Source organism: Membranihabitans marinus (genome assembly GCF_021729155.1).
Classification (GTDB): Bacteria; Bacteroidota; Bacteroidia; order Chitinophagales; family Saprospiraceae; genus Membranihabitans; species Membranihabitans marinus.
Genome location: NZ_JAJQYA010000005.1, coordinates 225,395 through 244,335, shown reverse-complemented (window position 1 = coordinate 244,335; position 18,941 = coordinate 225,395). Strand labels below are relative to the sequence as shown.

Annotated in this window: 12 protein-coding genes; 1 reads left to right on the top strand and 11 read right to left on the bottom strand. The window is 38.2% G+C overall.

The genetic code is table 11. The features are described from left to right. The first annotated feature begins 181 nt into the window (after positions 1 to 181). A complete protein-coding gene (locus LVD51_RS05610) occupies positions 182 to 430 on the top strand; it encodes a hypothetical protein (RefSeq protein WP_236970218.1) in 249 nt (82 codons plus the stop codon). 86 nt (positions 431 to 516) lie between these two features. Here LVD51_RS05610 and LVD51_RS05605 read toward each other — a convergent pair whose 3' ends face one another. The 11 genes from LVD51_RS05605 to LVD51_RS05555 all read right to left on the bottom strand — a co-directional run bounded on the left by LVD51_RS05605 (position 517) and on the right by LVD51_RS05555 (position 18,929). Beyond that, entirely contained in the window at positions 517 to 1,539 is a 1,023-nt protein-coding gene (locus LVD51_RS05605) for an amidohydrolase family protein (protein WP_236970217.1), read from the bottom strand. Then, a complete protein-coding gene (locus tag LVD51_RS05600; RefSeq protein ID WP_236970216.1) occupies positions 1,532 to 2,740 on the bottom strand; it encodes an SIS domain-containing protein in 1,209 nt (402 codons plus the stop codon). The genes LVD51_RS05605 and LVD51_RS05600 overlap by 8 nt, the downstream gene beginning before the upstream one ends. A 1,230-nt stretch (positions 2,741 to 3,970) precedes the next feature. After that, positions 3,971 to 5,809, bottom strand: coding sequence for an arylsulfatase (locus LVD51_RS05595; protein WP_236970215.1), 1,839 nt, complete (start codon positions 5,807 to 5,809; stop codon positions 3,971 to 3,973). A 334-nt stretch (positions 5,810 to 6,143) separates the two neighbouring features. Continuing rightward, the gene (locus LVD51_RS05590) at positions 6,144 to 7,772 is read right to left on the bottom strand and encodes a sulfatase family protein (protein WP_236970214.1); all 1,629 of its coding nucleotides are present in this window, start codon (positions 7,770 to 7,772) and stop codon (positions 6,144 to 6,146) included. 163 nt (positions 7,773 to 7,935) lie between these two features. Continuing rightward, positions 7,936 to 8,922 (bottom strand): glycoside hydrolase family protein, encoded by a 987-nt coding sequence (locus LVD51_RS05585; protein ID WP_236970213.1) that lies wholly within the window; start codon positions 8,920 to 8,922, stop codon positions 7,936 to 7,938. A 347-nt stretch (positions 8,923 to 9,269) separates the two neighbouring features. After that, the gene (locus tag LVD51_RS05580; RefSeq protein ID WP_236970212.1) at positions 9,270 to 10,448 is read right to left on the bottom strand and encodes a M14 family zinc carboxypeptidase; all 1,179 of its coding nucleotides are present in this window, start codon (positions 10,446 to 10,448) and stop codon (positions 9,270 to 9,272) included. A 25-nt stretch (positions 10,449 to 10,473) separates the two neighbouring features. Then, positions 10,474 to 11,745 (bottom strand): M14 family zinc carboxypeptidase, encoded by a 1,272-nt coding sequence (locus LVD51_RS05575; RefSeq protein ID WP_236970211.1) that lies wholly within the window; start codon positions 11,743 to 11,745, stop codon positions 10,474 to 10,476. Positions 11,746 to 11,941: 196 nt separating this feature from the next. Then, positions 11,942 to 13,405, bottom strand: coding sequence for an arylsulfatase (locus LVD51_RS05570; RefSeq protein WP_236970210.1), 1,464 nt, complete (start codon positions 13,403 to 13,405; stop codon positions 11,942 to 11,944). Between the two features lie 1,041 nt (positions 13,406 to 14,446). Further along, positions 14,447 to 15,799 (bottom strand): sulfatase-like hydrolase/transferase, encoded by a 1,353-nt coding sequence (locus LVD51_RS05565; protein ID WP_236970209.1) that lies wholly within the window; start codon positions 15,797 to 15,799, stop codon positions 14,447 to 14,449. 2 nt (positions 15,800 to 15,801) lie between these two features. Then, positions 15,802 to 17,385, bottom strand: coding sequence for an FAD-dependent oxidoreductase (locus LVD51_RS05560; protein WP_236970208.1), 1,584 nt, complete (start codon positions 17,383 to 17,385; stop codon positions 15,802 to 15,804). 20 nt (positions 17,386 to 17,405) lie between these two features. Then, entirely contained in the window at positions 17,406 to 18,929 is a 1,524-nt protein-coding gene (locus LVD51_RS05555) for a sodium:solute symporter family transporter (protein ID WP_236970207.1), read from the bottom strand. Positions 18,930 to 18,941 lie beyond the last annotated feature (12 nt).

Below are 18,941 nucleotides of genomic sequence, written 5' to 3'. Positions count from 1 at the left end.
GATCAGGATCTAGATCAACCTGTAAATCTATTACAGGATTATTAATTAAAACTGTAAGCTTTTTTTAGGACGAGTCATAAATATCATCGGCACAGTGGCGAACCCACCCGAGGCGCAGTGGACTCAGTTCCTTCATCATTGACCAATTTACGGTCAATGATACTACGTATTATGTTCGATAATGTACTATATTCAGTCACATTTAGTCGATTGGATACTCTTGGCCACCCACCCGAGGGATGGAACCCTCTGTTCCTTCATCATTGACCGATTTGCGGTCAATGGCTCTTCGAGCTTCATTCAGTCATGTTCAGCCATCCTCACCATAGATCCATTAAGGATCAATGATGCTGCGCATTTTGTTCGGTCATCTTCGCCAAATGCCTATTTATGGCATTTGGCTCTTCGAGCTTCATTCGGTCATATTTAGGACATCGAGTTGCTCTAATGAACAACTTCAATCAACCATGCATTTCGTTCAGTGATATTATGGAAATTCGGTATAACATCTCAGAACTAACCTTTTTTCAGATAACAGAAAATAGCGTTCTCTCGATAAATTTTATCGACGACATTTTTTTCCAATTTTAAACCTAATACGGGCTGATCTAGAGCAGGCACCATCATTTCATCATCGGTCACAAAATAAGCCCAATCTGTTTGCCAAGTTTGCAATACTTGTTGACGAATATCACCTTCATTGTGAAAATCAAAGAATTCCAAATCGGTACCGTATATTATCCGATCTTGGTAAGCATAAATAAAATCGATGACTCTTTGCCGATCCTCCATTGATTGGTATTGAAGATGACCAATACGATCCGTTAAATCCACATAAAAATTAGGATATCGATCCAACCTCTTCGCCACTTCATCTACACTGTATTCCATACTACCTAAATGGGCACCGGTAAATTGCAAGTCTGGGAATAACTGAAGAATACGATCTCGCGAGTCTACTAAATCCTCATAACTTGGATAATTGGGATGTAGATACATATGAAACTCCGGATGCTTGGAATAATAGGCGATGTCGTTCTTCACCGTCATCTCTTCCAATGGCAACCAACAATTACGAGGCTCCCCAATATGACCGAGGACAGGAACATTATTTTCCTGCAAAAAATTAAAAATGGGATAAAATTCTGGGTCCGATATTTTAATAAAAGTCCCATCTACCCGCAACAAATCCATCCCTATATTTTTCCACACCTTCACCCCCAAAGCTCCCGCTTCCAAGGACTTAGAGATATACTCAATAGTGGATTTTGACCACCCATCACATCCTATAGATTCCGTATTCAAAGTAGTTAAATAATGTACGGTATCGGCATATGACTTTCGCTGATCTAATATTATTTTCTGCTGCTGTTCTATCTCTGGATACTCAGGTACTTCAGTATTAATACTTATCAATTTAAAATTGTGATCTTTGGCTACTCGACTAAAATGTGATTGCACAGTATTCATATGCACATGGGCGTCAACCTTTTCCACATTTGAAAAATCCTCTTTGCTATAGTATTTTGAATTAGTCATATTCATTTATTTCACAATCTTTTTTCTTTCTCATTTGATGCGTATATTCATAGATTCTCACACCCTGAACCACCCTAGATATCGTCCCTTTTTCAGAAGGAGAATCCGGACTATACCCCAGCTGAATAGATTTAAAAAATCCCAATATTTGTGCGGGCAAGACATTGACCATGGCGAGAAAGTATGGATCTAGAGCAGTCCCTTCTTCTCCCATATTTATAACATAATCTACATCCAACTCGGGACAAGGACGCTCTGAAATTATTATTTTTTTCAACCCCAAGGATTCGGTAACCATATCTTTGATCAAATCCACTTCATACTTCCTCACATATTCGTCATTGGACAGCAAGAAAACAACTAAAGTCTGTGAATCCACAACAACCTTGGGACCATGCCTCAAGCCAAGATAAGAATCAAAATTACACATAACCGAACCATTGGACAATTCTTGAACCTTGAGATGAGATTCTCGAGCCACTCCTAATAATGGACCAGACCCCAAAAAAATAGCTCTCGAAAAATCGAGTTCTGCCAATTTCTTACACATAACTTCACTTGTAGAAATCAACCGTTGCCCATAGACTTTGGCCAATTGAAATTCATCGCTTAAAGATTCTACGTCCTCTATTCTAGCCATTAAATATCCGGCCAACAACATTCCCGTAAAACTACCTGTCATGGCAAGACCTTTGTCATTGGCTTGTTCCGGAAGTAAAAATAAAAAGTCCTTTTCTAAATCCAATTCTTTTATCATTTCACCCTGGGCATTACAAGTAATGACCAAATGTCTTACCTCACCACAATGTTTGTTCGCCAAGGCCAATGAAGCTCTGCTTTCCGGACTATTTCCCGACCGTGCAAATGAAACAAGTACCGTAGTTCGAGGACTTGAAAAGTATACTTCGGGATGAGTAACCAAAGTAGTTGTAGCGACAGTCCTTGAAAAAGGCGATAGATATTGCATAAAAGCACTTTCTAACACCTCGCCCACAAAGCAAGATGTTCCTGCACCAGTAAGGATGATATCACAATTTTCAATATTGTGAATAGATCGGATAAATCCTAAAATTTTTTCTTTACCACGCAATACATCATCATATATCTCTTCCCACAATAATGGTTGACTTACAATCTCATGTGCAGTATGATATCCTTTTAACTCTTTGAGTTCAGCCTTATTTAATCCTAATTCTTTCATTTTATAGGTTATTCTATCACAAATATATAAGCACAAAAGTAAATATACATAAATAAACATAAGTTTTTGTAAATAAATATCTGATTTTCGTAAGTTTTACCTAAACACCAATGGCTTTACGCAATGTTTTGAAAGATAAAAACCTTTTTAAATTTTAATATACCTCAATCTAAGATTCACCATCCATAGTCAAAATCACACATTTAAACGGATTTGATAATTTGACGGATTAAAATTAAAATGACCATAGATTTGTTACACTTTTATCTTAATGTACAACAATGATTATATCATAGCATTTATACCAAATTCAATATTTTATACGACTGAATAAAGTTGCTCAAAGAGCAACCAGATGAACTAAATGTTCATCTGATGAAGGAGCCACGACCACTGTGTCGTGGGTGTGAACGAGCGAAATACAAAGTATCCAATGTCCTAAATGGACATTCGGCGAGAGAAGTCACGACCTCCGTGTCGTGACAACAATACATTAAAATTGACAAGGATTAAATTTCATTTTACATCAATAATATAATAGTATTGAGGGAACCGAAACCTCCGTGTTTCGGGTGGGTAGGCCACTGGCTCCGGCGTGGTATTAATTAAAATCTATGACGGCAGACGCAAAATCTTGCACCTCTACAAATTGGCGTGACTGTAATGTATTCGATAGATTTTTAGCCAATGGCTCCGGCGTGGTATTAATTAAAAACTATGACGGCAGACGTAAAATCTTGCGCCTCTACAAATTGGCGTGACTGTAATGTAATTCGATAGATTTTTAGCCACTGGCTCCGGCATGGCATTAATTAAAATCTATGACGGCAGACGCAAAATCTTGCGCCTCTACAAATTGGCGTGACTGTAATGTATTCGATAGATTTTTAGCCAATGGCTCCGGCGTGGTATTAATTAAAAACTATGACGGCAGACGTAAAATCTTGCGCCTCTACAAATTGGCGTGACTGTAATGTAATTCGATAGATTTTTAACCACTGGCTCCGGCATGGCATTAATACAACTTCATGATGATCTTTACCATGCCAAGGTGAACGAATAAAGTTGCTCAAAGAGCAACTTTGCTCGGTCATCTTCTCCAAATGCCCTCAATGGGCATTTAGTAGTCTTTGAGAATACTTCATTTAGTCCTGACTCTAGAACAATAAATCGAATGAATAATGTCAATTAAAAATGTAATTCTTATAAGCCTTTGTGACATCCAAAACATCAATCCAACCGCTCTACATCTACATAAAAAGCATTGCATGACTCCCCATCCATCATCTGAAAGTAAGCCAAAAGCTCAGTTTGACCTTCCTCTACTTCCATTTCAATAATGGCAGCCCCAGCTTCATTATCTACGTCCACTTCAACTTTCTGATCTTCTATCACTACATATGCTTTTTGGAATTCCATGGCCACACCATTGGTATTGGCCGCAGTGTACAAGGTGGCAGGATATCCGTCATCAATCGATGCACCCAAGGCTAAACCACTCTCTGCTGGCCATCTTCTTAAAGAGAATCTATATTTACCAGTAGATACAAAATTGACAGAAAAAGGGGCAGGCTCCATCACTTTGCCAGTTCGAATCATTTGCTGATTCCACGGCGGGTAGTAATCTATGGTCCGCGCATCGTGACAAGTCAATACATCTATATCAGCCGAACCCAAATCAATGACAGAAAAATGGGTTTCAGCGATCACATCCTCCCACCAGGAATCGTAAAATGCATTCATTTCTGCAACCTTATCGGGATATTGAGCCGAAACATCTACCTCCTGGCCTGGATCACTGTCAATATTATAGAGTTCTTTGCCTTTGATCAATCTCCAACTTTTATCCATAACGCAACTGCCCTTGCCCTTCACTGGCCAAGGCACTCGCTGTGTATCGGTGACTAAATACCGTTGGGTTGCTGATTCTTTCCCTAACAGATAACCACTCATATCCCTGCCATCCATGGTTTTATTAACAGTAAACGAATGATCTGTCAATCCCATAAAAGTGGGCAACACATCGACATGGGCCACTAAATCATCCAATGATTTACCTCCAGACAATCCGCCCTTTGGCCATCGAATAATAAAGGGCACCCGATGCCCACCATCGTAATATGACCCTTTAGTGCCTCGCATACCAGCATTATACCCCAAGACTTCTTTACTGGCCTTATTTACAGTATAGCCTCTGGCCGTACCATTATCTGTAGTAAAAACCACTATGGTGTTTTCCGCTATCCCCAAAGATTCAATCTTTTCCATCAGTCGAGAAAAATTATCGTCGATATTGGTTATCATCCCATAAAATCGTTTTTGGGTTTCGTCGATTCTGTCTTCATCTTTGTACATATTGTAATATTCCTCAGGCACATTATATGGACCGTGAGGCGCATTGAGACTCAAGTAACAGAAAAACGGCTCTTCCTTATTACTTTCAATAAACTTTATAGCCTCATCAAACCACACATCGGTGCAATATCCCGACCGCTTTTCAGGTATTCCATTTTTAAAATAAGTATCGTCGAAATAATCGTTATTCCAATAATCTGGGGTTTGACCTACTCCGCCTCCACCGTGATAAAATGCTTCGTCAAAACCTCTTTCATGAGGCAAAAAGGGATGATTGTCTCCCAAATGCCATTTGCCAAACATACCGGTATGATATCCATTTTCCTGCAACAAATCGGCCATGGTCACCTCTTCTCGATTCAATATGGAAGCTCCCATTATAGTATGCCACACTCCATTTCTATTGCAATTTCTTCCCGTTAACAAGCCCGCTCTAGTAGGAGCACAAGTTGTCCCCACATGGTAATTGGTGAGATTAACGGCCTCTGAAGAAAACTTATCCAACGCGTCGGTCTTTATGATGGGATTGCCCGTATGTCCTAGATCTCCATATCCTTGGTCGTCTGTTATGACTACAATAATATTGGGTTTTGCATCAATTGACACAGCCCCCGACGAATCACCATCTTGACAACTGGTAAAAACGCCTATATATAGGATTGATAAAAAACAACTATACATCCATTTCCGAGAAGCAACTGAAGTCAAATACATCAAATCTATATTTTAGTTATCTTAAATAATGATAATCATCATGCCAATACAAAATACATTAATAATTTATGGCAATCTTGAAATCTTTATCCTATTGTACTCAATTTACCAATCTAATTTTCCTCAAAACAGCGCTCCCTCTCATCATAATAACTTACACTATTCAATAATAATATCTACATAAAATGGCAATTTCAATGAGACACAAAATATTTACTTGAAAATAATATAAATTACTTAAATTCATCAAAATTGTCTTCGAATCTAAATCATTCATCTCAATCAATTTCACATCCAAACATAGCCAATCAACACTTATACAAAATGAAACAATCTAAAAACTCATCCAAGTCAATTGAGGCCAATCTCCTTTTACAAAATCTTGATTAGATCCAGGAGTCGAACGCCCTTGCTGAATAATAGTGGTAATTTTTTTTCTAAGTCGGTCTACTATTTCTGGCTGATCAAAGTAAAGGTTTTTCGTTTCCCCCGGATCAGATACTATGTCGTACAACTCATACAAAGCATCATCCGCTTGAGGGACTATCAGTCTTGGAGGTAATGAGCCTCCCGACCCTCTCAACATATTCAACTTCCACTTTCCCTCCCTAATGGCAAAATGTCCAGAAGCAGAATGATGAATCACAGGCCCATGAGAAATATCATCGACCGAAATACCCTCCATGACAGGCAAAAGACTATAGCTGTCCTCCCCCGCATTATCTGGTAAATCCACATCTAAAATATCGGCAATAGTTGCCAAAAAATCGGTCTGACAGACCGGTATATCTACTTTACTACCGGGTGAAATCACATTAGGCCACCTCATGATGAAGGGAACTCGATGCCCCCCTTCATAAATATCTCTTTTACCCCCTCTAAAACCCATATTACTTTGATGATTATAGGTTTCGAACTGATATAGATAATTGGTTTCCGGCCCGTTGTCCGATGAAAAAATAACCAATGTATTCTCAGCAATTCCATTTTCATCAAGGGCATTCAGTATCTGACCAACTCGATGATCGGTTTCCATCATAAAATCTCCGTAATTCCCACAATCGCTCCTACCCCTAAAATCAACATGGGTAGCATGAGGAAGATGTGGACTGGTTAGCGGTAGATATAAAAAAAAGGGCCTCCCCTTTTTATACTCTTTCGCAGCAGAGTCTATATACTCTACGGCCTTGGATGCAAAGGTTTCTAGCACCAACTCATCATTAAATTCTTTGGCCACTTCCAACCATCCCCGATGATCTGGCAACTCTTGATAAGGCGGTGTCATCCTATAATCGTGGGGATTTACATGGTCCCGAAAAGACCTTGGATCAAGAACAGCCTTCTTTTGAGTCCATAAATCAGGAGGATATAGGACACTATCATTTTCTAAATAAGTAAGAATCCCGTAATTCATGGAAGCTGGTATACCGAAGAAATAATCAAAACCATGATCAATTGGCCCATCAGTAAATGGCTTCGACCAATTTCTATTCTTTCCCTTTTCCCCTTCAAACTCCATTTGCAAATGCCACTTACCCACCATAGCAGTGTGGTAGCCCTCATTCTTTAATAGTGAAGCAATGGTCATTCGCCCCGATTCTATGAGGCAGGGACCTTCAGCTCCCAACACCCCTTTTTTCAAGGATGTCCTCCAACTATATCTCCCCGTCAATAGTGAATATCGCGATGGTGTACAAACAGCATCACTGCTGTGACCGTCAGTAAAAATCACCCCTTCATGGGCTATTCTATCGATATTGGGGGTTTGAAATCGAGCATTGGAATTCAAAGCACTTACATCTCCTATACCCTGATCATCGGTGTATATAATAACAATATTGGGATTACTATCCTGGACTGCGGTCGCAGTATTGGCGGAATCACTACAACTATTCAAAGAATACAAACAGGTAAGAGCACATACTACCCATAAAAATCTGAAGATCAAAATTTTGGCAATCATGAGGACAAGATATTATTTGATCTAAAATATCAATATAAATATTAAAAACAGGATACTCATAGATATTTTATTATACCTACACGATCGATAACACCATAATAGTCAATAAATACGAAATAATCTTATTGGCAAACACCATCTTTCACCTTAAAAGATAGCCTCACTATTCATTCCTTCTAGGCCAATCCCAATTGAGTAAATCTTCGCTCCATGCGATTCCAATTGACGCATTTACATCAAAATCTCCTTCCAATTCGGTTTTGGGACCTGAACCATGAAAAAACAATATGTACTTACCCAACTGTTTGTATTCCTTCAAATTAATTACCGCTCCAGCTGTAATTCTTCCTTTTGCCCAGTTCCATTCATCTTGCCCCAGAAGTATGAGGCTTCCCCAATCATTCCAAGTATTTAAATCCGAAGAGCGCTTTATAGAGATCCCATTTGTTGGAGAGTGAAATAAAATATATTCATTTTCCTCATTCAAAACGCATACATTTTCACCTGACTTCGTGTGCCCATAAAATGTCCAATTTTGAAAGTCGTAGCTATAGGACATACTTACTCCATTTTGTTTATAAAAGCACCACCACTTTCCTTTTTCATCCTTATCTTCCATAATATAGGGATCAATCATTCTTCCCATATCGGCAATATCAACATCAGGACCATGTACTTTAATTAATTCAGGTTCACTCCAACTTTTCAAGTCTTTACTACGCATGGTAAATAATCTTGCATCGTTTGTTGCATATCGCACCCCTTGATCCGTGGTATGATTTGGACGAGGATAGGTTTGCAAGCATAAAATCCATTCATCCTTGTACTTAATAATATTTCCAGGGCTTGAAAAATTCAAATCTTGATCTTTAGGAGTAAGGATCCTCTCTGGACTCCAATTCTTCAAATCAACTGAATGACTCTCTGCTGTGTATGAATAAATCTTTCCTCCTTCAGTTTTCACTATGGTAAAAAACAGGTAAATCATATCATTGTGGTACAAGACCGCAGGATCACGATATGCCGTTGTATCGTTCCCTTTAAAAATAATTGGAAACTCTAAAGTATTTAATAGATTGGTTTGTGCTTCTATTTGATTTATAAAACCAAAAAGACATATTAATAGGAAATGGCCGACATAATTTTTCATTTAAATATTGTACTTATCAATGATCCAAATTAGTAATTCATAATTACTATACGATTCTTACTAACATTAGTATTATAGCTATTAAAATTGAATAGAAGGTATTTGTATCATCATTGCTGTATAAAATTACTATAAGTAAAACACTTTTATACACCTCAAATAAAGTGTAAAATAATTCTCATGTTTTCAAAATTCAAATTTTCGAAATAATTTATATTTCACACGATTTCATCAAAAAAGTTACCAAAGATTTAGTCAAGATTCAAATTGAACATACTACAAAATAGAAACTCTTAATGTGGCAATCAAGGGTTGCAACTTCTATGGTTTTATTTCAACTTAGTCATTTACTTTAAATGTTGATTATTAACAAAATAATCCGACATTGCTTTACCCAAGGCAATAGCTTCAGACCTATACCCAGACCTCGTACTTAAAGGTGTATTCATATTTACTTCAAGTGTAAATGAGACACAGGATTCATTTGTATGAAGCAATACCCACTCATGAGAAGAACTACTTTTTACCTTATCCCAAGTTCTTTCACTATACAGAATATGAGTCATTGAATGGGTCTTTTTAGTTTCATCAGACATTAATTCAGATTGTAAAATATCTAAAAAGGTTTTTCGATTTATTCTTTGTTTTTCAAATGGTAAATCCTGTTCAAAAGGAGTTAAAAAAAATGGATTGCTTTTGGCACCCGGTCCATGAAAATCAATAAACATATCCATCATATTAGAACTCTTAAGTCCTAATAAATGAGATTTTATAGTTGCCACCTCGGGCCACAATTCTGGTTCAGTATGCCAATTCATCCAATGGTCATATGGCAATTGATACTTACCCGTTCTCCCCTCGACCACAGCGTCCACATCAACTATCGGCACTATATAAATATCAGACCAATTTCTCAGTTGAATAGCTCGAGCATCATTCGAGCACAACCACAATGCCATTTCATGAAGCACCCAACTAGCCCCAGATTCGAAAGCATGAGCTCTGGCTTGCAACCAAATACCATACTTCGCTTTTTTATTTGCTTCCATTTTCATTGCCTGAACCGATCGCTTTTTCTTCGTTTCACACAATTGAAAAGGTTTCACTCTTTCAAACCTTGAACATTCTTCTATCAATGTCGATGCATGCTCTGGTACATACGGCAAATCATAAGCCAAATAAATTTCATGATTTTTAACCGTATGGATATATTCAAAATACTTCTTCCCGTCTACAACTACATCTTTTCCTATATTGGTCAATGCCCAAGATATTTGATCATAACTAAAATAAGCTTGAGCACTTATACCCCCTATTTCAGGCTCTCCCTTAACCAATCGAATAATAATTTCCTGACCTGGCTCCAATCCCTGCAATTTAAAGTACCACCACACCTTACTCCATCCAGATTGTCCTTCATCGTGAGGGATTACCTCTAGAATTATAGGCTTATGTTGAACAATAGATATCCTACCTCCACCACTATCGAAATCGGTTTTAATCAATATATTATTATTGGCATTCATCTTTATACTATCTCACTATCATCATTTATTTTTGATGATTTCCTTGATTAAAATATTTTGCAATCGCTTTCCCCAGAGTTATCGCTTCAACTTTATACCCATCAATGGTACTCAATGGGGTCCCCATATTCACCTCTAATGTCAAGTTAATTACATTATTTGTGGTATTGTGTCCAACCCACATATTTGATGAATCGTGATTTTTACTTTTCCATTCTCTTTTACTATAAAAAAATTGATGCATGGATTGGGTATTCTTTGAGCTGTCATCAAATGGTTTAGCACCTAAGACTTCAAAAAATTTCTGCCGATTATCTCTCTGAATATCAGTTTTGAGATTTTTGTCTACTGCAATTATAAAGTACGGATGACTCTTGTTTCCTGGTCCATGAAAATCAATAAATAAATCCAACATATTCTCAGTAGACATTTTCTTCAGTTTAGACTTAGTTGTATTCACTTCCGGCCAATGAGAGACCTCCTCACTCCACCCCCTATTGTGATCATATGGCTTTTGATTTTTTCCAGTTCTACCTTCCTCTACAGCATCAACATCCACTATAGGAAGTATGGTAATTTCTGTAGTTTTTCGAAGTTCCATAGCAAGAGGATGGTTGGATATTAACCATTGAGTCAATTCATGCAACACCCAGCTACTACCAGCTTCAAATGAATGGGCCCTAGCTTGCAACCAAACACCATATTTCCTCTCTGACCTTTTACCTGTACATTTCAATTGAATGGCCTTAACTAAACGTCCGTGCTTGCTTTTACAATAGTCAAATACTCTAACTCGAGGCATACCTTGCAACTGTGGCAAAAGAAGGGATTCTAATTCCTTCATCCGATAAGGTAAATCATAAGCAAAGGAGATCTTATCTCCCCGCACAACGTGGTGAATTTGAATATACTCTTTCCCCTCTAATTCAATGATTTCCCCAGAATTAGTCAATGCCCAATTTTCATCATCATAGCTATAAAAAACTTGCTCGACATAGCCGGATCCTTTTTCTACATTTAAAACTATATTTTCATTTGGAGCAACTCCTTCCACTTGAAAATGCCACCAAATCTTAGACCATCCACCATTATTTTGATTATGTGGAACAACTTGGATCGTTATTGGATCTATTTTATTTAATAATACTTCCCCTCCTCCATTAGAAAACTCAGTAACCAATTTAATTTTTGAGTACAGACCTTTTTTTTCAGTAGAAAAACAAAAAGCATTTGGACCCAAAATACTTGCGGCGCCAATTGTGCCACTTAATTTTACAAACAATCTTCGATTCATCATGAAGTGATAACTTTCAATTTCTCTAAAATATTCCAAAAGGGAATTTATAGTATCAACACCTATGGCCATAAAAAGACCAGACCAACAATTCAATCTTTACAATATATAAAATAATATAAAAGGGCAAGGCAAAACATTAACTCCCTATATGACTAAGAGACTATTGATATTCCAATAAAGACATCTTGTCTAATAATTAATCCAAGCTATAATTCTTTCTCCAAATCTGGCTACCCGTATAAAGTTGTCCAATAGAATATTTTTCACTAGGCGTAACACTGGTCTTCATAATCTCCGATATTTGCTTCACCACTTCTGGATACTTTGAAGCTACATTTTTTGATTCTGCAACATCTTCATTGAGATTGTACAACATAATTTCACTGTCTTTACCCAACCGAATTCCCTTCCACTGCCCCATTCTTACCGCTTGATCATATCGCTGTCTATTGTGACCATAATCCCAATACAAAAATTGATGAGGTTCTTGAACTTTTCCCCCTTTAAGCGCTTCCACAATATCAACACCATCAGTTGGATTCGAATACTGGGCATCAGCCAAAGCCGCAAATGTCGGCATCATATCTTGAAATGCGATGACTTCTCGGCTAATTCTATTTTCTGGAATTTGTCCCTTCCATTTAGCAATAAAGGGCACTCGTATTCCTCCCTCATATAGATCTCTTTTATACCCTCTCAATGGTCCACTGGTATTAAACGCCTTCCAAACCGATGAATGACCGCCATTATCGCTGGTAAATATAATGATGGTATTTTCTTCTAATCCCAGTGCTTTTACCAAATCGACAATTTTACCGACATCCCTATCCAACATAGAGATCATAGTGGCGTATTTCTTTGCATGAATAGGCCAATCTTCATCACTAAAATCGTCAAAATTGGGCACGGTTAACCCATCTTCATCTTCCTCCTTAGATGAAAAATGGGGTAAGGTATAAGCCGCATATAGAAAAAATGGTTGATTTTTAGACTCTCTAATAAATTGCAAAGCCCCATTCGTCAATATATCGTGACTGTATCGATCTCTCAATAGGGTATTATCCTTTAGTGAGATCTTTTTTTCATTAAAATCCAAATATTCTGGATAATAGTAATGTGCATGATCTTGATTTAAATATCCCAGATAAAAATCAAATCCCTGCTCGGTAGCGCTACCTGTGGTTCCAGCATCGCCCAAAGACCACTTTCCGATCCCTCCGGTTTTATACCCAGCGGTCTTAAGCACTTCTGCTATAGTGACATCATCTTCTTCCAAATAGGTATTATAATGTGGAATATTATCCCTTGCAGGAGTATGACCATTGTGCAGGCCTGTCATAAGAACACTCCTCGAAGGAGTACATACAGGTCCTCCGGCATAGGCTTGCAAAAACCGAATCCCTTCCTCTGCCAATTGATCAATATTAGGGGTTTTCATTAGTTTTTGACCATAACAGCCCAAATCTCCATATCCCATATCGTCCGCCATAATGTAGATAATATTGGGAGGTTGTTTGGTCTGACTATGAAGACAGAAACAATTTAAAACGAAAACCAGAGCTAAGACAGAGTTTCGAATTGTCCCTTTAATTTTAAAAACCATTTCAGATAATTTATAGACTATTCCCAAATTTCTCACCACGATTTCTATAGAAGACATTTGATTTTCACCTTTATATATAAGTTCAGGAAGAAAAATAATCCACTCTAGATGACTCCCTGACTAATATGACAAGCCAAGGCCCAAATCATGAACGATAATTTTACATTAAATCACAAACATATTATTTTAATTCTTACGAATCAAATACGAATAGAATTAAATATTTTCAAATTAACCTAAAATAGCTAATATCACTAAATTCAGTCATACTCGGTCATCCTGAAGGGATGATATATCATAGCCGTGGGTTGTAAACCCACGGATGGGATATGATCTTAAAATGATTTGGCGGGATTTTTGCCAAATGAGAATAAGTTGGTCATTCTATCTACTGACAATATCACCATCCTTTTCATAATATATGATTGCAAAAATCATGACAAATCCCTAGTCATTTTAATTTCGTAAGCGATCAAGCAAATACGTCTTTATACATTAATTAATCGAGATGAACCTTTTTTAAAATGAATAGCTTAATTAATTGGTTTTATCATAGAATACTCAGTCATACCCAGAAATCTTTATAAATAAGGCCTGAAAGGACGTAGTCTAATAGCCGTGGGTGACCGAATATAACTGAATGAAGTCACGTAGTGACCAAATACCCTCAATGGATGACCGAATGCAGCTCAAAGAGCCAAATGCCTACTAAAGGCATTTGATGAAGATGACTGAACGAAATACGTAGTATCCAATCGACTAAATATGACTAAATATAGTACATTATCGAACATAATACGTAGTATCATTGACCGTAAATCGGTCAATGGTGAGAAAACCACAGCTACCACGCTGTGGGTGGGTGTGGAAAGGTCGATTTACGACCTTTGATTGCTCAAAGAGCAATTTTGCTCAGTCATTGCCTCGTCAAACGGCCACCCCACCCGTGAGGCTGAGCTCACGGCTCCCTCGCTGAAAGTCGATTTACGACTTTCAATGCTATCGCATCTTGTTCAGTTGTCTCGAAATCTTATCCGACATCATAAGATGCATTTGGTATAAATTACACTCCCTTCGTATAATATATTATCGAAAAAATTATTCCTCACCCAATACTTCCTCACTCCATAAATTATAGTCAGCAGCCATTTTAGCCGCTCTCTGAGGATATTCTTTTATTAGATTGTTGCTTTCCGTAATATCCAAGCTTAAATTGAATAGGTAATTACCATTCTCATCTTCCATATATTTCCAATCTCCCCTCCGAACACTGATGACAGGGTTGTCACTCCGGATAGGCAGTGTCCTCCAGAATAAAGTCCGTTTACTATCCATCGTTTGACCCGACAACAATGGACTAAAATCCATGCCATCAAAATTATCTTCCTCACTCGAAGCATTGGCCAGCGACAAGAAGGTAGGAGCCAAATCCATGGTCATCAAAGTGGTCGATTCTACTACACCCTCAGCGATTTGCCCCGGCCAATACGCAATGGCAGGAACCCGATGTCCTCCTTCGAATAAATTTCCTTTACCTCCTCGTAAAGGATAATTACTTCCCACCCAGGGATAAGCTCCATTGTCTGAAGTAATAAACACAAGGGTGTTTTCATCTAAATTCAACGATTCAAGTTTAGACATAAGCTCACCAATGCTATTATCTACAGATTCCAACATATCTAAATAGGCTCTTCGGTACTGACTCTCAGGCAGTGGTCCATACTTGACATCATGCCATATCTTGCCTTCTGTCCGCAAGGGAGGGTCGGTGGGACCTTGAAACGGAAAATGAAGAGCAATATGAGAAACATATAGAAAAAATGGATTTTCTTTATTTTCATCCACAAAATCGAGTGAATGTTGAGAAACTAAGTCGGTCAAATACCCCGATTCATTATTTAATTCGTGATCTTCATACCAATCTAACTCCCCTACTCGAGACATATGGGTATGGTAATCAGGGGAATTATTGCTCACTACACTCTTGTCAAAACCTTGAAAATTCGGGCCAAAAAATTCAACATGACCCAAATGCCATTTTCCAAAAACACCGGTCTTATATCCTTTCTCTTGAAGTCCTTCTGCAAATATTCTCTTATTCAAAGGAATTCCTTCTTCTTTATTGAAACCAATAGCCCGCTCCACACCAGAACGCTGCTGATATTGTCCCGTCATTAATGCTGCTCGAGTAGGACTACATACCGATCCGTTGGTATGAAAATCACTAAAGATCATACCCTTTCTGGCCAATCGATTAATATTGGGAGTATTATGCTGTCCATGACCGTATATCCCAAGATCCCCATATCCTATATCATCGATGACAATTAATACTATATTGGGTGGTTGACTAGAATTTTCATTGGCCTTTTGCGCCATTGCAGTAGATCCCAGCAATATACAACTTAACAATAGTGAAAACTGAAATCGTATATTTGGAGTATTCATCATAATTATTTGACTTTTTCAATTCGGTTAGGATCGGATAAAACTTGACCTTGATCGATTAGCAAAGACTGCATTTGATCGATGGCTACATGTCGCGGCAATTCCTCATTCTGAATACATAAATGCGCAGCTATTCCAGCAGCTTGACCTAAAGACATCCATGTGGGCTCCATTCTAATAGAACAAAATCCTATATGCGTAGCTGATAAAGCAACAGGAACAATAATTCCATCCAATTTGACAGGTATCATAGACCGATATGGAATCTCATACGGTCGTGTCAAATAAGCCAACATACCCAAATATCCTTCGAGTACGAGTGTATCTCCAGGTTGTTTCTTGTGAACCGGAAAACTATCGATGGGAAATTCTCCCATTGCAATGGTGTCAGGATGGGTAAAAAATTCAGGAGCTTGTTCTGTAATTGCAATGTCGTGCTCTGTAATGGTGTATTCACCGACCAAACGACGAGCTTCTCTTACATACAACTGATAAGGGAAGTGCTCATTGTCTTGAAATTCATCCAACGGCAGATGATATTGTCTGGCCATGGCTCTATGCTCTGGTAAAATTTCTTCGTCGTTTTGCAAAAACCATAAAAGTCCTAAAGCAATTTGCCGATGACGATCTGCTATGTTCAATCTGGTTTGATAATCGCCCTCCACATAGCCTTTATTTTCTTCGGGAAATGGAAAGGCCAAAGGACGGGGATTGATATTGGCATCTACTTTGTTTCCAGGCAGATCGGTTACGGATAATGCTCTAACCATGGTATCAAAGTGCTCAGGATAATATCCCCAACCATCGTGAAAAACAGCTGGCGCCGACATTAAACCCGATGCTAAATCTTCAAAATAAGGAGTATACAAATCTCTATTATACCCCTTAGGTGGTTGTGTAAGAACATAACTATTGTCTGGATCCTTAGTCAAACAGAGACGATAGGTATAAGCTGGCAATCCATCATCGCCCTCTCCAGTACTACCCTCCAAAAATTCTCCCTTCTGATAATCGAAATAGATTTTCCCTGCATGCGGTTCATTAAAATCACTTCGACCTTCACGCCCAAGACGATATTCAGCACCAGCACCGGCATATAAATCCCCTTCATAAGTGCCATCGATAAACACTTTGGCATCTACCGTCAGAGTATCGTGATCGGTATTATTTCTAATTAATACCTGTTTAATAGTATTATCCTGAACTTTGGGCACCACCAATGAATAATTTCTCAACACGGTAATATCCCCGGCTTCTGCGATCATTTCTTCGAGAATTTGTTCTGCTAGGGCTGGGGTAAAGTAATAGCCTTCCCTGCACAATGCCAAATCTTCAGATCCTTCCGGATAAATATTTTTGTAATAATCATATATTTTTTGAGTAAACTCTTTAAATAGACCGCCTATATATTCTTTTTGCTCTACATCACTCTTACCCAAACCACTCGTTGTCATACCTCCTAAATGTAATTGTGGCTCTATCAACAATACGGAACGCCCCAATCTTGCAGCAGTGATGGCAGCGGCTATTCCACCTGGTGTTCCACCATAAACAACAATTTCGTACCTTACATTTTTACTTACCTCCATTATCACTTTCTTTTTACTAATTATTTTTTAACTCTATTCCACACGGTCAATCCCGTCAAATCTTTGGTTGAATTCTTGTATCTAAAACTACCCAGCACATAAGCCACTACGATAAATAATCCATTGACCAAAGCGCCTACCCAATAACTATGTACTTTTAAAATCCAATTGTCGGGCAATACTCCTAACAAGCCCAGCCCTAGGTATATATTGAATGTAACCGCTACGATCAATGCTACTACAGCACTGTACCCATCAATTTTATTGGTAAAAAAGCCCATCAAGAACAAACCCATCAAACATCCTCCAAACACACTGGTCACAATGAGGCTTATATCGTTCATACTTTCTTTCTCAATTTGGCTAAATCCTATAGCTCCGGAAATCACTAAAACCGTCACAACTCCAGCGATCCAATGCGCTGATTTTAAATAAAAAGCATCGGTTTTTCCTTTTGCCAGCCAAGGCTTCATTAAATCGACAACGCTTACGGTAGATATAGCATTAACCCCTGAATCCATAGTACTCATTGCCGCAGCAATCACTGCAGAAATAATAATACCAGATACTACAGGAGGCAATTCTGAAAATATAAAATAAGGCAAAACTTGATCTGACTCTAATCCACCGATGACATCACTTGGATTTACTTGGTAAAACACAAATAATGCTGTACCGATAAAGAAGAACAAAATCCACATCGGTAACGCTATCGCTGAATACAATAATGTGGCTTTCTGAGCTTCTCTTGTCGATCGAGCTGAAGCATATCTTTGCACCATATTTTGATCACCTGAATAAATTCCCAACCACGTTATAACCCCCAATATAGCTACGGTATAAAATGTCCGCTCCCCTAGATCAAAGCGCATTTCCCCCATGCTAAATTTATTATTGGCTTGAGCAATTTCTATTACTTGACTTAAACCGCCTGGAATATCCATGACCATCCAAGTACAACAAATAGCCCCTCCCACCAATAAAATGATAGCTTGCAATACATCTGTCCAAATTACCGCTTCGATCCCGCCCACTATGGTATAGAATCCAATAAAGACTCCAGTGGCTATAATAACCCAGACTATAGATATTCCGGTGAGGAACTGTATGACTAAGGACACCAAAAACAATATCTGAGCCATCCGTATCAACTGGAGAATAATAAAACTAAAAGTACCATACATCCTAGGCACCATGCCATATCGCTCGCCCAAGTATTCGAAAGCAGAAGTTAATTTACCCCTTCTAAAAAACGGGATAAATATAATAACGGCCAAAATCGCCACAAAGGGAACTACTAAATTGACCGATAATTGCCGCCAATCCAAGATATACGCTGCAGCGGGTAGGGCTAAAAAGGTAGCGGAACTAACGATGGTTCCAAGCATTGACAATCCAATCACCCACCCAGAAAAAGATCGATTCCCAACGAAATAATCTTCAGTAGTCTTATTCTTTCTCGAAAAATATAAGCCCGCTAAAATCATCCCCACTAAATAAACCAAAACCGTAATTACATCGGCTGTTCGTATTTCTATATTCATTATTATTTTTCT

Coding starts and splice junctions, on each gene's coding strand:
- LVD51_RS05565 (WP_236970209.1), bottom strand. CDS start 15,799: ATGATGAATACTCCAAATATACGATTTCAGTTTTCACTATTGTTAAGT.
- LVD51_RS05595 (WP_236970215.1), bottom strand. CDS start 5,809: ATGTATTTGACTTCAGTTGCTTCTCGGAAATGGATGTATAGTTGTTTT.
- LVD51_RS05580 (WP_236970212.1), bottom strand. CDS start 10,448: ATGAATGCCAATAATAATATATTGATTAAAACCGATTTCGATAGTGGT.
- LVD51_RS05555 (WP_236970207.1), bottom strand. CDS start 18,929: ATGAATATAGAAATACGAACAGCCGATGTAATTACGGTTTTGGTTTAT.
- LVD51_RS05585 (WP_236970213.1), bottom strand. CDS start 8,922: ATGAAAAATTATGTCGGCCATTTCCTATTAATATGTCTTTTTGGTTTT.
- LVD51_RS05610 (WP_236970218.1), top strand. CDS start 182: ATGTACTATATTCAGTCACATTTAGTCGATTGGATACTCTTGGCCACC.
- LVD51_RS05605 (WP_236970217.1), bottom strand. CDS start 1,539: ATGACTAATTCAAAATACTATAGCAAAGAGGATTTTTCAAATGTGGAA.
- LVD51_RS05560 (WP_236970208.1), bottom strand. CDS start 17,385: ATGGAGGTAAGTAAAAATGTAAGGTACGAAATTGTTGTTTATGGTGGA.
- LVD51_RS05570 (WP_236970210.1), bottom strand. CDS start 13,405: ATGTCTTCTATAGAAATCGTGGTGAGAAATTTGGGAATAGTCTATAAA.
- LVD51_RS05600 (WP_236970216.1), bottom strand. CDS start 2,740: ATGAAAGAATTAGGATTAAATAAGGCTGAACTCAAAGAGTTAAAAGGA.
- LVD51_RS05590 (WP_236970214.1), bottom strand. CDS start 7,772: ATGATTGCCAAAATTTTGATCTTCAGATTTTTATGGGTAGTATGTGCT.
- LVD51_RS05575 (WP_236970211.1), bottom strand. CDS start 11,745: ATGATGAATCGAAGATTGTTTGTAAAATTAAGTGGCACAATTGGCGCC.